General features: G+C 72.1%; 13 protein-coding genes. 4 read left to right on the top strand and 9 right to left on the bottom strand.

Annotated features, from left to right (window positions below):
* Positions 1–13: 13 nt before the first annotated feature.
* Positions 14–1423, bottom strand: coding sequence for a type I glutamate--ammonia ligase (gene glnA, locus ACIGJO_RS01930; RefSeq protein WP_399950593.1), 1410 nt, complete (start codon positions 1421–1423; stop codon positions 14–16).
* 223 nt (positions 1424–1646) lie between these two features.
* On the opposite strand from glnA, the gene ACIGJO_RS01925 reads away from it, so the two are divergent.
* Positions 1647–2114 carry an RDD family protein gene (locus ACIGJO_RS01925; RefSeq protein ID WP_399950590.1) on the top strand — a complete coding sequence of 156 codons (468 nt, stop codon included), beginning with the start codon at positions 1647–1649 and terminating at the stop codon, positions 2112–2114.
* A gap of 110 nt (positions 2115–2224) precedes the next feature.
* Here ACIGJO_RS01925 and ACIGJO_RS01920 read toward each other — a convergent pair whose 3' ends face one another.
* The 4 genes from ACIGJO_RS01920 to lipB form a co-directional block, all read right to left on the bottom strand.
* On the bottom strand, positions 2225–2932 hold the full coding sequence (locus tag ACIGJO_RS01920) for a DUF4191 domain-containing protein (protein ID WP_266930060.1): 708 nt from the start codon (positions 2930–2932) through the stop codon (positions 2225–2227).
* A 10-nt stretch (positions 2933–2942) separates the two neighbouring features.
* On the bottom strand, positions 2943–3152 hold the full coding sequence (locus ACIGJO_RS01915) for a hypothetical protein (protein WP_399950586.1): 210 nt from the start codon (positions 3150–3152) through the stop codon (positions 2943–2945).
* Between the two features lie 273 nt (positions 3153–3425).
* A complete protein-coding gene (gene lipA / locus ACIGJO_RS01910; RefSeq protein ID WP_399950583.1) occupies positions 3426–4406 on the bottom strand; it encodes a lipoyl synthase in 981 nt (326 codons plus the stop codon).
* 122 nt (positions 4407–4528) lie between these two features.
* Positions 4529–5338: a lipoyl(octanoyl) transferase LipB gene (gene lipB / locus ACIGJO_RS01905; protein WP_399950580.1), complete on the bottom strand. Its 810-nt coding sequence runs from the start codon at positions 5336–5338 to the stop codon at positions 4529–4531.
* A gap of 268 nt (positions 5339–5606) precedes the next feature.
* Between lipB and ACIGJO_RS01900 the strand changes: the two genes are divergently transcribed.
* A complete protein-coding gene (locus tag ACIGJO_RS01900) occupies positions 5607–7250 on the top strand; it encodes a regulator (protein WP_399950577.1) in 1644 nt (547 codons plus the stop codon).
* Between the two features lie 24 nt (positions 7251–7274).
* Here the strand turns inward: ACIGJO_RS01900 and ACIGJO_RS01895 are convergent, their stop codons facing one another.
* Both ACIGJO_RS01895 and ACIGJO_RS01890 read right to left on the bottom strand, forming a co-directional pair.
* Positions 7275–8630, bottom strand: a complete 1356-nt coding sequence (locus ACIGJO_RS01895; RefSeq protein WP_399950574.1) for an NAD(P)/FAD-dependent oxidoreductase — start codon at positions 8628–8630, stop codon at positions 7275–7277.
* Positions 8631–8808: 178 nt separating this feature from the next.
* Positions 8809–9708 carry a TIGR01777 family oxidoreductase gene (locus tag ACIGJO_RS01890; RefSeq protein ID WP_399950571.1) on the bottom strand — a complete coding sequence of 300 codons (900 nt, stop codon included), beginning with the start codon at positions 9706–9708 and terminating at the stop codon, positions 8809–8811.
* Positions 9709–9801: 93 nt separating this feature from the next.
* Here ACIGJO_RS01890 and ACIGJO_RS01885 point away from each other — a divergent pair, with 93 nt between their 5' ends.
* Positions 9802–10323, top strand: a complete 522-nt coding sequence (locus ACIGJO_RS01885; protein WP_399951672.1) for a GNAT family N-acetyltransferase — start codon at positions 9802–9804, stop codon at positions 10321–10323.
* A gap of 63 nt (positions 10324–10386) precedes the next feature.
* Here the strand turns inward: ACIGJO_RS01885 and ACIGJO_RS01880 are convergent, their stop codons facing one another.
* Positions 10387–11016 (bottom strand): TetR/AcrR family transcriptional regulator, encoded by a 630-nt coding sequence (locus ACIGJO_RS01880; RefSeq protein ID WP_399950568.1) that lies wholly within the window; start codon positions 11014–11016, stop codon positions 10387–10389.
* 185 nt (positions 11017–11201) lie between these two features.
* On the opposite strand from ACIGJO_RS01880, the gene ACIGJO_RS01875 reads away from it, so the two are divergent.
* On the top strand, positions 11202–11972 hold the full coding sequence (locus tag ACIGJO_RS01875) for an SDR family NAD(P)-dependent oxidoreductase (protein ID WP_399950565.1): 771 nt from the start codon (positions 11202–11204) through the stop codon (positions 11970–11972).
* Positions 11973–12011: 39 nt separating this feature from the next.
* On the opposite strand, the gene ACIGJO_RS01870 is transcribed toward ACIGJO_RS01875, so the two are convergent.
* On the bottom strand, positions 12012–12533 hold the full coding sequence (locus ACIGJO_RS01870; RefSeq protein ID WP_399950562.1) for a DUF4240 domain-containing protein: 522 nt from the start codon (positions 12531–12533) through the stop codon (positions 12012–12014).
* Positions 12534–12565: the final 32 nt, after the last annotated feature.

Genomic DNA, 12565 nt, shown 5'->3' with positions numbered 1-12565 from the left:
GCGGGGACGTGCTCTAGAGGTCGAAGTACAGCTCGAACTCGTGCGGGTGCGGGCGCAGCTGGATCGGGGCGATCTCGTGCGTGCGCTTGTAGTCGATCCACGTCTCGATCAGGTCGGGCGTGAAGACGCCGCCGGCCTGGAGGTACTCGTTGTCCGCCTCCAGCGCTTCCAGCACGGCCGGGAGCGAGGTCGGGACCTGCTGGACGTTGGCGTGCTCCTCGGGAGCCAGCTCGTAGAGGTCCTTGTCGATCGGCTCGGCCGGCTCGATCTTGTTCTTCACACCGTCGAGGCCCGCCATCAGCAGCGCGGCGAAGGCCAGGTACGGGTTCGAGGACGGGTCCGGGGCGCGGAACTCGACGCGCTTGGCCTTCGGGTTCGAGCCCGTGATCGGGATGCGCATCGCGGCGGAGCGGTTGCGCTGGGAGTACACCATGTTGACCGGGGCCTCGAAGCCGGGGACCAGGCGGTGGTACGAGTTCACCGTCGGGTTGGTGAAGGCCAGCAGCGACGGGGCGTGCTTGAGGATGCCGCCGATGTAGTAGCGGGCCATGTCCGACAGGCCCGCGTAACCCTGCTCGTCGTAGAACAGCGGGTCGCCGCCGGCCCACAGGGACTGGTGGACGTGCATGCCCGAGCCGTTGTCGCCGAAGATCGGCTTCGGCATGAAGGTCGCGGTCTTGCCGTTGCGCCAGGCGACGTTCTTCACGATGTACTTGAAGAGCATCAGGTCGTCGGCCGCGGCCAGCAGCGTGTTGAACTTGTAGTTGATCTCGGCCTGGCCGGCGGTGCCGACCTCGTGGTGCTGGCGCTCGACCTGGAGGCCGTTCTTGTCCAGCTCCAGGGAGATCTCGGCACGCAGGTCGGCGAAGTGGTCGACCGGCGGGACCGGGAAGTAGCCGCCCTTGTAACGGACCTTGTAACCGCGGTTGTTCTCGGTCGCACCGGTGTTCCAGGCGCCTGCCTCGGAATCGATGTGGTAGAAGCTCTCGTTCGCCGACGTCTGGAAGCGGACGTTGTCGAAGACGTAGAACTCGGCCTCGGGACCGAAGTACGCGGTGTCGGCGATGCCGGTGGAGGCGAGGTACGCCTCGGCCTTCCTGGCCACGTTGCGCGGGTCACGGCTGTACTGCTCGCCGGTGATCGGGTCGTGGATGAAGAAGTTGATGTTGACCGTCTTGTCGCGGCGGAACGGGTCCACCCGAGCCGTCGACAGGTCGGCGCGGAGCGCCATGTCGGACTCGTGGATGGCCTGGAAGCCGCGGATCGACGAACCGTCGAAGGCGAGTTCCTCCGCCGGGTCGAAGGTCGCTGCCGGGATCGTGAAGTGCTGCATCACCCCGGGCAGGTCGCAGAACCGGACGTCGATGAACTTGACGTCGTTGTCCGCGACGTACTTCTGCACTTCGTCGGCGTTCTGGAACATCCAACTCCTCCTACTCCCGGCCCGGGAGGGACGGGGTTGCAGCTCGTTGTGCGGCCAGTGCGGTGGCACACGCTGGACCCGACCATAGGCAGGCGGGATTTCTCAAGCATGACCCATTTGTTTCGCCCAAGTTAACCGGGGCGGGTGTGAGCGGCGCCTCAGCGACGCGGGTACCGGTGCCCCGCCCGGCCGGACGCGGACCCCCGCGCAGTACCGTGGACGGGTGGACAACAGGCAAGCAATCGGATCGTGGCTCTCCGGACCGCGTGCGGCCGCCGAGGAGATGGGCGCCGACTTCGGCTACCGGGGCAAGAGGCTCGGGCTGCCCGAGAAAGGACCGGGGTCCGTGGCCCCGCTCGGCCGCCGCTTCGGAGCACTCTTCATCGACTGGTCGCTCTGCATGGTGATCGCATACGGGCTGCTCGCTCGCGGTGACCAGCAGGCGGCGGGCAACTGGGCACTCGGGATCTTCCTCGTGATGAGCGTGCTCACCGTCGGAACCGTCGGCTCCACGCCCGGCAAGCGCATCCTGGGGCTGCGCGTCGTCGCCGAGAACGGCGGCCGGGCCGGTACGGGCCGCGTGATCCTGCGGAGCGTGCTGCTCGTTCTGGTCATCCCCGCCCTGGTCTGGGACCGCGACGGGCGCGGTCTGCACGACCGGCTGGCCCGCGCCGTCCAGGTCCGTATCTGAGCCGGATCCCCGTAGGGGCCCAGGCCACCGGGCAGCGAGCGGAACGAAAAGAGGCGGCCCCGGTACCGATCGGTACCGGGGCCGCCTCTTCTGCGAGTGGGTGGGGGCGCTCAGCGCATCTTTCCGCCGCGCGGCATCCGCATGCCCTTGGGCATCGGGCCCTTCGGCAGCGGCATGTTGCTCATCAGGTCGCCCATCGCCCGCAGCCGGTCGTTGGCCGCGGTGACCTGCGGGCCGGTCAGGACGCGCGGGAGCTTCAGCATCTTGGTGCGCACCTTCTTCAGCGGCACCTGGCCCTCGCCGTCACCGACGATGATGTCGTGCACCGGTACGTCGATCACGATGCGGGCCATCTTCTTCTTCTCGGCCGCCAGGAGGCTCTTCACCCGGTTCGGGTTGCCCTCGGCCACCAGCACGATGCCGGCCTTGCCGACGGCCCGGTGGACGACGTCCTGGCTGCGGTTCATCGCGACCGCGGGCGTCGTGGTCCAGCCACGGCCCACCCGGTCCAGTACCGCCGCCGCCGCGCCGGGCTGTCCCTCCATCTGCCCGAAGGCCGCCCGCTCGGCACGCCGCCCGAAGACGATCGCCATCGCGAGGAGGGCCAGGACGAAGCCCAGGATGCCCAGATAGACCGGATGCCCGACCACGAAGCCGATGGCGAGAAGGACACCGAAGGTGACGATTCCCACACCAGCGACGACAAGACCGATCTTGGAGTCGGTCCGCCTGGTCATCTTGTAGGTCAGGGCGATCTGCTTGAGCCGCCCCGCGTTCTCGGCGCTGTCCGCGCCTTCAGTGTTTGCCTTCCTCGCCATGTACAGAAGTTTACGTGGCCCGGGAACGGCGGTCGGCCACGGCCTCCAGTACGTGCAGGGCCTCGACGCGGTCCTTGGCCCGGCGGCGGTCCTCCAGGACCGCCGTCCAGGCATTGTGGCGGGCCGTGCGCTGGCCACTGCTCAGCAGCAGCGACTCGACGGCGCGGAGGGCATCGGTGACGGACGGGATGGTGTGGGCACGGACCGGCGCGGCCTGCATCGTGGTGGTTCCCCTCGGAGCGGATGCGCGGAATGGGGGCGGAGCGGCGTACGGCAAGCGGTGACGGCAGCGGCTGCGGGAGCCATTGCTGCGGGTGTACCTAGGGTCACTGCTCGGTGTTACCAGTGCGTGACCGGTCGGTCAAACACCAATGAAACCTTGATTCCGGCGGCGCGCACGTCGAAGCGGCCCATACGCGTCCCCCACCTGCGGGGGAGCGTACGGGCCGCGCCGAACGGGTCATTACCGACCGGTAGTCGCTTGTGCTCGGATTCACACAGTGGGGGCGGCCGCCGCGGGGACTCCGGCGGCGGCGCCGCGGGCCTCCATCGCCTGCTGGAAGAGACGCCCGGCACGGTACGAGGAACGCACCAGCGGCCCCGACATCACACCGGAGTAGCCGATCGCGTCGGCCTCGTCCTTCAGCTCCACGAACTCGTGCGGCTTCACCCAGCGCTCGACCGGGTGGTGCCGTACGGACGGCCGCAGGTACTGCGTGATCGTGATCAGCTCGCAGCCCGCGTCGTACAGGTCCTGGAGCGCCTCGCTGACCTCCTCACGGGTCTCGCCCATGCCGAGGATCAGGTTGGACTTGGTCACCAGGCCGGCCTCGCGGGCCCGCGTGATGACTTCCAGGGAACGCTCGTAGCGGAAGCCGGGGCGGATCCGCTTGAAGATCCGCGGCACCGTCTCCACGTTGTGCGCGAGCACCTCGGGGCGCGAGGAGAAGACCTCGGCGAGCTGCTCGGGCTCCGCGTTGAAGTCGGGGATCAGCAGCTCGACCTTGGTCGCTCCGGCCTCCCGCTCCGCCGTCAGCGCGTGGATCTGGCGCACGGTCTCGGCGTACAGCCAGGCGCCGCCGTCCTCCAGGTCGTCGCGGGCGACGCCGGTGATGGTGGCGTAGTTCAGGTCCATCGTGACGACCGACTCGCCGACGCGGCGGGGCTCGTCCAGGTCCAGCGCCTGAGGCTTGCCCGTGTCGATCTGGCAGAAGTCACAGCGCCGGGTGCACTGGTCGCCACCGATGAGGAAGGTGGCTTCGCGGTCCTCCCAGCATTCGAAGATGTTGGGACAGCCCGCCTCCTGGCAGACCGTGTGCAGCCCCTCGCTCTTGACGAGCTTCTGCAACTGGTTGTACTCGGGGCCCATCTTCGCCCGGGTCTTGATCCACTCGGGCTTGCGCTCGATGGGGGTCTGGCTGTTCCGGACCTCCAGGCGCAGCATCTTGCGCCCGTCGGGTGCGACAGCGGACACTCCGGCACTCCCTTTGCTCTCGCTGCATTCGATTCTTCGGCGAACACCAGGGTACGCCCGTAGTTCAAACGGTCTTACGCCTGGCCAACCTGTGGCCATCGGGGCCTATTCCCCGAACGGCCCTAAGCGGGGGGCGCGGCCCGCGGGGGCTCGACCACCCTGGGCGCGAGTTCCGCGTTCTCCAGGACCTCCCGCAGGTGCTTCTCGGCGACCGGGAGGACGTCCGCGATGGTGATCTCGCGGCCCAGCTCGTAACTGAGCGAGGTGACCCCGGCGTCCCGGATGCCGCAGGGCACGATCCGGTCGAACCAGGTGTTGTCCGGGTTCACGTTCAGGGCGAAACCGTGCATGGTCACACCCTTGGCGACCCGGATCCCGATCGCGGCGAGCTTGCGGTCCTCCCGGCGCTGGCCCGCGTTGGAAGGGGCGTATTCGGGGCCGTTCAGCCGGGGGTCGAACTCGTCGTCCCGGAGTCTCGGGTCGAAGTCGAGCGAGAGCCCGCCGGGGGCGCGGCGCTCCTCGACCGGGTCGCCCAGCACCCAGACACCGCTGCGGCCCTCGACCCGGGAGGTCTCCAGGCCGAAGTCGGCGGCCGTACGGATCAGCGCGTCCTCCAGCCGGCGGACGTGGGCGACGACGTCGACCGGACGCGGCAGCTTCTGGATGGGGTAGCCCACGAGCTGCCCCGGGCCGTGCCAGGTGATCTTGCCGCCGCGGTCCACGTCGATGACCGGAGTGCCGTCCAGCGGGCGCTCGCTGTCCGCCGTGCGGCGCCCCGCCGTGTAGACCGGCGGGTGTTCCACGAGCAGGCAGGTGTCGGGGACGGTGTCCTCGAACCGGGCCGCGTGCACCTCGCGCTGCTTCTGCCAGGCCTCCTGGTACTCGACCGCTTCCTCGCCGAACCCCAGACGGACGAACCGCAGCTCACTCACGGGGATGCCCTTCCTACTCGTGGTGCCGGGAGCCCGGAGGGGTGTCCCCGGAGCCACGTCGCCCTGCGCCGATCGCGCCCCGGGCCACTGTACGACCGCTCCCGAACGGGTGATCCGGCAGGTCATTCCCGTCAGCTCCGTCAGCAATCCTCACACGATCGGATGAAAGTGGAGCAAAGGTGGCTGTGACCGCCCGAAGGGCCGCTAAATTCGCGCCGTTCCATTAGGGCTGCCCGCCCGGCCCCGAAGGCAGGAGACCGTACAGCTGATGTCGGAACGACCCCCGCAGCGCACCCCTAACCGCCGACTCGCCTCACTCATCGCGGAAGCCGGTTTCTCCCATGCCGGCCTGGCCCGCCGGGTCGATCAACTCGGACTCGAACACGGCCTCGATCTGCGGTACGACAAGACCTCGGTGACCCGTTGGCTGCGGGGACAGCAGCCGCGGGGAACCACGCCCGCGCTGATCGCCGAGGTCTTCACCCGGCGGCTGGGACGCCGGCTCTCCGCCCAGGACCTGGGCCTCGACGCCTGCGCGCCCGTCTACGCGGGGCTGGAGTTCGCGGCCACCCCGGCCGAGGCGGTCGACATCGTCAGCGGCCTGTGGCGCAAGGACTCCGGCAGCCACGCGGAGCTGCGCAAGATCGCCTTCACCCCGGCCGGACTGGTCGTCCCCAGCCGGGACTGGCTGATCGGACGGGCCGACGAGTGGGTGGGCAACGGTGACGCGGCACCCCGGGCCGCGGCGGCGCAGTCCACCGCACCGCCGGGCGCGCCCCGCGGAACGGCGGGGGCCGGGGCACCCGGGGGAGCCGGGTCGGCCGGACCCGGCGGGGCCCCCGGACCGATGGGCGGCGGGCCGGGCTCCGGCCCCCACCGCTCCTCCGTGGTGGGGGGACAGCGAGGCCGCGGCGGCGCCGGCACCACCGGCCCCGGACCCGTGCGTCCCCCCATGCCGCCGGCGCCGCCCGTCGTGCCGAGGCAGCGCACCACCGACCGCGGGCCGGGGCAGCGGGTGGGCAGCGGGGACGTCGCCGCGCTCCGCTCGGTCGGTGAGCTCTTCCGCACCCTCGACAACGCCTACGGCGGCGGACACGCCCGGCAGGCCCTGGTGCGGTACCTGGAGCACGAGGCCGAGCCGATGCTCCGGGGGAGCTACGGCGAGACCACCGGCAGGCGGCTGTTCTCGGCGGCCGCCGACCTGACCCGGCTGGCGGGCTGGACCTCGTACGACATCGCCGCGCACGGTCTGGCCCAGCGCTACTTCGTCCAGGCCCTGCGGCTCGCCCAGGCCGCCGGAGACCGGGGTTACGGCGCCTACGTGCTGATCACCATGAGCCGCCAGGCGGTCTACCTCGGACACGGCAGGGAGGCCGTCCAGCTGGCCCGGGTCGCCCAGCAGGGCATCGGCTCGGCCGCGCCCCCCGTCGCCCAGGCGCTGCTGCACTCGGTGGAGGCACGCGGGCACGGGGTGCTCGGCGAGGCGCGGGCGTGCGTCGCCTCGCTGGCCCGCGCGGAGCGCGCCCTGGAGTCCGCGCGCCCCGGCGACGAGATGCCGCACTGGGCCCGGTACTTCGACGAGGCCCAGCTCGCGGACGAGTTCGGCCACTGCCACCGGGACCTCCAGCAGTACCGGGCCGCCGCGCAGCACGCGGAGCGCTCGCTCCAGCTGCGCGCCCCGGCCTACGCCCGCAGCAGGCTGTTCTGCCGGGTGGTGCTCGCCACGGCGCGGCTCGGCCTCGGCGAACTGGACCAGGCCTGCCTGCTGGCCGCCGAGGCGGCGCAGCAGGCGTCCGAGATGCGCTCGGCCCGCGCCACGGAGTACGTGCGGGAGTTCGAGCGCCGGCTGGAGCCGTACCGGGACGCGGCCGCCGTACGCGGATACCGCGACCGGGTCGCCGCCCTCGGCTGACCCCGGCCGGCGGCGCCCCGGCGCCTACGCCGCCTCGGTGAGCGTGGAGCCGTCCCCGTACCCCTTCCGTACCCCCAGGTCGGCCAGGATCGCCGCGGCGGCGCGGCGCCCCGAGTACAGCGCGCCCTGGACCGTGCTCGTGTCGCGGTGGTCACCGCACACGTACAGCCCGGCGAGCAGCCGGACCGGGCGGCGCGGATCGTGCGGCGGCTCCATCGCCGGGACCGCCTCCGGGTCGTGATGGGCCGCCAGCAGCTCCCAGTCGTCCGTCGGGGTGCCGTACAGCGCCGCGAGATGCCCGCGGACGGATCTGTCGAGGTCCGGGGGCGGGGTGCCGAGCACCGTCGAGGTGATGAGCGTGCGGCCCCGGGGCGCGCGCGAGGGGTCGACCTCGCTCATCACGGCGCTGTACGCGACCGGGCCCGAGCGGTCGGCGTCCAGGAGCAGCGAACTGCCCGTCGGCGGCGGGGCGGGCGCCGTGTGGTGAAGGACCGTCACCGGATGGAAGGCCGGAATCCGCAGCCCCGGCAGCAGCTCGGCGGCCGCGCCCGCTCCGGTGGCCAGCAGCAGGGAGCGGCAGGTCAGCTCGCCGTGCTCCTTGGTGCGCACCGAGGTGATGTCGGCGGCCGTGACATGGACTCCCGTCCGTACCGTGCCCGGCGGCAGCGCGGCCGCCAGCAGCGCGGGCAGGGCGGCCGAGCCGCCCTCCGGCACACAGAGCCCGCCGCGGGCGTAGCCGCGCAGGGCGAGATCGGCGCGCCGGCTCGATGTGGTGAGCTCCGGGTCGCTGAGCAGCGCGGAGAGCAGCGGGCGCAGAAAGCCGTTGACCGTACGGGCGGGGAGGCCGTGGGTCGGCAGGGCGGCCAGCGCCGTCCGTTCCGGCCGGTTCAGTATCCGGTCGGCCGGAACGGCGGCCAGCCGGGACAGGGCGGCTCCGAGCCGGGCCCGGTCGATGGCCTCCGCCACGGCGCCGCTCCGGGGGATGCCGCGGGCTCCGCCCCGGCTCGTGCTCTGCCGTGTGCGGGGGGCGCTCGACCGGGTGCGCACCGCTTTCAGTGCGCCCCTCGCGCTTCGTATGTCGCCGGTCCGGTGGCGGCGGCCCTCGCTGTGGACGAGGACCCCGGGGGCGAACTCCCGCAGGACCAGACCGTCGAGCCCGGGGGTGAGGCGCAGTTCGGGATACGAGGTGCTGAGCAGGGGGCCGAGGCGATCGAGCAGGAAGCCGTCCACCTCGTGGGTGACCAGGCGGCCGCCGACCCGAGGGGCGGCCTCCAGGACTGTGACGCTGACCCCCGCGCTGGTCAGCTGATGTGCCGCTGACAGACCGGCTGTTCCGGCCCCGATGATGACCACGTCCGCGTGGTGTGCCGTGCTGAGCACATGCCCCTCCCGAGTCGGCGCGACTGGTGGGGGGCTCTTGCCCCCAACAGGCCCCCGGAATGCCGGAGTTCGGGTCGAGGCTAGGAGGATGGCCGATACAGATACAGTCGCGCGCACCTGGGGACCGGTGCACGGGGTCGCACGCGGCGCGGCGGCGGCCCCGTCACCGGGTGCCGGCTCAGGGCAGGGCCGCGCGGACGGCCGCGTCGATTCCCGGGAAGGCGAACGTGAATCCGGAGTCGAGGAGCCGCCGCGGCAGTACCCGCTGGCTGCCCAGGACGTCCTCGGCGAAGTCCCCGAGGGCGATGCGCAGCGCGGGCGCGGGGGCGGTGAAGAGCGTCGGGCGGTGCAGCACACGGCCCATCGCGGCGGTCACCTCGGCGTTGGTGACGGGATCGGGTCCGGTCAGGTTCACCGGTCCGGACAGCGTCTCCGTTCCGAGGATGTGGCGCATGGCCGCGATGTGGTCGTGCAGCGCGATGAAGCTCCAGTACTGGCGGCCGTTGCCCATCCGTCCGCCGAGTCCGGCCTTGAACAGCGGGAAGAGCCGGCCCCAGGCCCCGCCCCGGCGGGCGACCACCAGTCCGGTGCGCGCGTGCACCGTCCGTACGCCGGCCTCCTCCGCGGCGGCGGTGGCCGCTTCCCACTCCTCGCACACGGAGGGCAGGAAGCCCTCGCCGGGCGGAGCGCTCTCGTCCACCGCGCGGTCCCCGGTGTCGCCGTAGAAACCGATGGCGGACCCGGACAGCAGGACCTTCGGGGGAGTGTCGAGCGAGGCGACAGCCTCGGCGATCGCGGCGGTGCCCAGCACCCTGCTGTCGCGGATCTCCCGCTTGTACGCCTCGGTCCAGCGGCGGTCGCCGACCCCGGCTCCGGCGAGATGGACGACGGCGTCGCAGCCGACCAGGCCGGCCACGTCCACGTACCCCCGTCGGGGATGCCACTCCACCTCGTCGCCCGCCCGTGCCGGGCGCCGGACCAGGCGGGTCACCTCGTGTCCGTCGGCCCGCAGCGAGCGCACCAGCGCCGCTCCGATGAGTCCGGTCGATCCGCTCACGGCGATACGGGTGCGCAGCATGGGCCCATCCTGCCCCATGGATCACACGGAACCCCGGTGGATCACCGGGAAACCCCGTGGATCGCCCGGATCGCGGCGTGGCACAGTGAGGCCATGGACTCGCTCACCCTCCGCCCCGTCCGCCACGCGGTGCTCGCCGACGACGACGCGCTGGGGGAGCTCGACCGGGCCACCTGGTCGACGCTGCACGCCGTGCAGCCGAAGCCGCAGCCGCCGTACGAGCCGTTCTTCGACGAGCGGCACCGGCCCGGGGACTTCCTCGTGGCCGAGGCGCACAGCGCTTCCGAGGGGCTCCGCATCGCCGGGTACATCCGGCTCGCGCTGCCCACCCCGCTGGCCTGCAACGCGCATGTGCGGCAGATACAGGGCCTGGCCGTCGCCGGCTGGGCGCGCGGCAACGGCGTCGCGCGGGCCCTGCTGCGGGCCGCCTGCGCCGAGGCGCGGCGCCAGGGCGCGAACCGTGTCACCCTGCGTGTGCTCGGCCACAACGCCCCGGCCCGTGCCCTGTACGCGTCGGAGGGCTTCGCCGTGGAGGGCGTGCTGAGCGGGGAGTTCTTCCTGCACGGACGCTATGTCGACGACGTTCTGATGGGGCGTTCGCTGACGGCTTCCTGACGGCCCTCCGGCGGCCCCGGCCGGCCGGGGCGTTCCGGCCGCGGTGGTCGGCGGGGTGCCGGCTCACCCCTTGAACAGCCGTGTTCCGCCCATGAGTTCATGCAGGCAGCGCACCGCGAGCGCGGCCGGTGAACCGTCGCCGGTCGCCGGTGCGTCCGTCCGGGCCCAGGCCTCCAGCGCCACCCGTACCGCGGCGGTGGCGGCCGCCGCCGCGAGCCGTACCTCCAGCGGGTCCGCACCCTCGCCCGCCAGCCGGGTCAGCACCGGGAGCAGCCGCTCCTCGGAGTCCTGATTCACCCGGTACCAGACCGCGCGCAGCGCCGGATCGTCGTCGGCGGCCCGGAGCAGACCGCGCGTCCAGGTGAGCTGCTCGACCGCGGCGGCGTCCGGCGCGGCCAGTGAGTCGTTGACGGCCCGCTCCAGGGCCTCGGCCGGCGGGGTCCCGGGCTCGGCCGCTTCGAGCAGGTCCCGCCAGCGTTCGGCGCCGCCGGACAGCAGGGGGCCCACCGCGTCCTGCTTGGACCGGAAGTACCGGTAGAAGGTGCGCAGCGCCACGCCCGCCCGGTGGGCGATGTCCTCGGCCGTGGTGCCGTCCGGCCCGCGCTCCGCGAAGAGCGCGGCGGCCGCCCGCGCGATGTCCAGCTGGGTCGCGGCCTTGCGGCGCTCGGTGAGGGACGGCTGCTGAGGGCTCATTCCCAGCAGATTACCCCGGTGGGCGGGGTGCGGACGGAATAGGGGTGCACGTAATGCCGTTATGGCAATACGTGCCACCTGGACGTACGGTGGACACGAAACGGGACGTCCAGTCGGATATCCCTCGGGAACGTCATCGGACATCCGGCGCACACGCCGGCGGATCCGGGATCGGGAGACACCACATGAACCGCTACGAAGGCCGCCGCGTCCTCATCACCGGCGGCGGCTCCGGCATCGGCCGGGCCACCGTCCACCGTGTCCTGGCCGAGGGCGGCCGTGTCGTCGCCGCCGACGTCAACACGGCCGGTCTGGAGGAGACCCACGGGACCGCCGTGGCCGACGGCACCGCCGAGCGCCTCACCACCCTGGCCCTGGACATCTCCGACGAGGCGTCGGTACGCGCCGGCGTCGCCTCCGCGCTCGACACCCTCGGCGGCCTGGACGTCCTGGTCAACGCGGCCGGGATCCTGCGCTCCGAGCACACGCACAGGACCACGCTGGAGTTCTTCAACAAGATCATCGCGGTCAACCTCACCGGTACGTTCCTGATGGTCCGCGAGGCGATTGGGGCCCTGCTGGAGGGCGACGGGCCGGTCGTCGTGAACTTCTCCTCCACCTCGGCAGCCTTCGCGCACCCGTACATGGCGGCCTACGCGGCCAGCAAGGGCGGCATCCAGTCGATGACCCACGCCCTGGCGAGCGAGTACAGCAAGCAGGGGGTGCGGTTCGTCGCCGTCGCGCCCGGCTCGATCTCGTCCGACATGACGAGCGGCAACGGCCCGGGGCTGCCCGCCGACGCCGACATGTCGCTCTTCGCGAAGCTCTCCCCGGCCCTCGGCGCGGGCTTCGCCAGCCCGGACACCGTGGCGGGTGTCGTCGCGATGCTCGGCTCCGAGGACGGGGCGTTCATCACCGGTACGGAGATCCGTATCGACGGCGGAACCCACTTCTGATCCCGGCCGGCACCCCGGCCCGGGGTGCCGGCCCCCGGGTCAGCCGGTGCCGAAGCGGTCCCACAGCAGGGGGAAACGTGCCGCCAGGGCCGCGTCGTCCTCGAAGCTCACCGGGGTGCCCTCGGGATCCGTGGCCTGCGGCGGAAGTCCCAGGTCCGGCGCGACCACTCCGGTGAGCTGCTCGTACGCCTCGTCGGCGGCGTAGCCCAGGTCCTCGGCATCACCGTCCAGCTCCTCGTCGAAGTCGTCGAGGAGTTCGGCGAGGCCGTCCGGGTCGTGCAGCGCGCCCTCGAAGACCTCCCGGCCCTGGCCGATCAGCCAGCACCGGAAGTAGTCGAACGCGTCGTCGCCCGCCCCGCCGAGCAGCACGGCGGCGGCGCCCCACAGGTCCCAGCGGTACGCGCGGTTGTAGCGCGCCTCGAAGTGCCGGGCGAAGTCCAGCACGGAATCGGGATCGAGCTGCACCAGCCGTTCCACCAGCAGGTCGGCGTGGTCCTCGGGGTCGCCCTCGGCGGCCTCGCGGGTGCTGTCGATGAGCTCCCAGAATTCCGTCTCGTCCATCACGGGTCCAGCATCGTACTTGGCGGCGGGTG

It is taken from the genome of Streptomyces sp. NPDC079020, from assembly GCF_044542225.1.
In the GTDB taxonomy this organism is placed as follows: Bacteria; Actinomycetota; Actinomycetes; order Streptomycetales; family Streptomycetaceae; genus Streptomyces.
Note: the sequence above shows the minus strand (reverse complement) of the source record. Positions and strands in the feature narration are given on the sequence as shown.

Excerpts from the sequence above, each read along its gene's own strand:
- glnA (WP_399950593.1), bottom strand. The coding sequence starts at position 1,423 with ATGTTCCAGAACGCCGACGAAGTGCAGAAGTACGTCGCGGACAACGAC.
- ACIGJO_RS01920 (WP_266930060.1), bottom strand. The coding sequence starts at position 2,932 with ATGGCGAGGAAGGCAAACACTGAAGGCGCGGACAGCGCCGAGAACGCG.
- ACIGJO_RS01915 (WP_399950586.1), bottom strand. The coding sequence starts at position 3,152 with ATGCAGGCCGCGCCGGTCCGTGCCCACACCATCCCGTCCGTCACCGAT.
- ACIGJO_RS01900 (WP_399950577.1), top strand. The coding sequence starts at position 5,607 with ATGTCGGAACGACCCCCGCAGCGCACCCCTAACCGCCGACTCGCCTCA.
- ACIGJO_RS01890 (WP_399950571.1), bottom strand. The coding sequence starts at position 9,708 with ATGCTGCGCACCCGTATCGCCGTGAGCGGATCGACCGGACTCATCGGA.
- ACIGJO_RS01885 (WP_399951672.1), top strand. The coding sequence starts at position 9,802 with ATGGACTCGCTCACCCTCCGCCCCGTCCGCCACGCGGTGCTCGCCGAC.
- ACIGJO_RS01880 (WP_399950568.1), bottom strand. The coding sequence starts at position 11,016 with ATGAGCCCTCAGCAGCCGTCCCTCACCGAGCGCCGCAAGGCCGCGACC.
- ACIGJO_RS01875 (WP_399950565.1), top strand. The coding sequence starts at position 11,202 with ATGAACCGCTACGAAGGCCGCCGCGTCCTCATCACCGGCGGCGGCTCC.
- ACIGJO_RS01870 (WP_399950562.1), bottom strand. The coding sequence starts at position 12,533 with ATGGACGAGACGGAATTCTGGGAGCTCATCGACAGCACCCGCGAGGCC.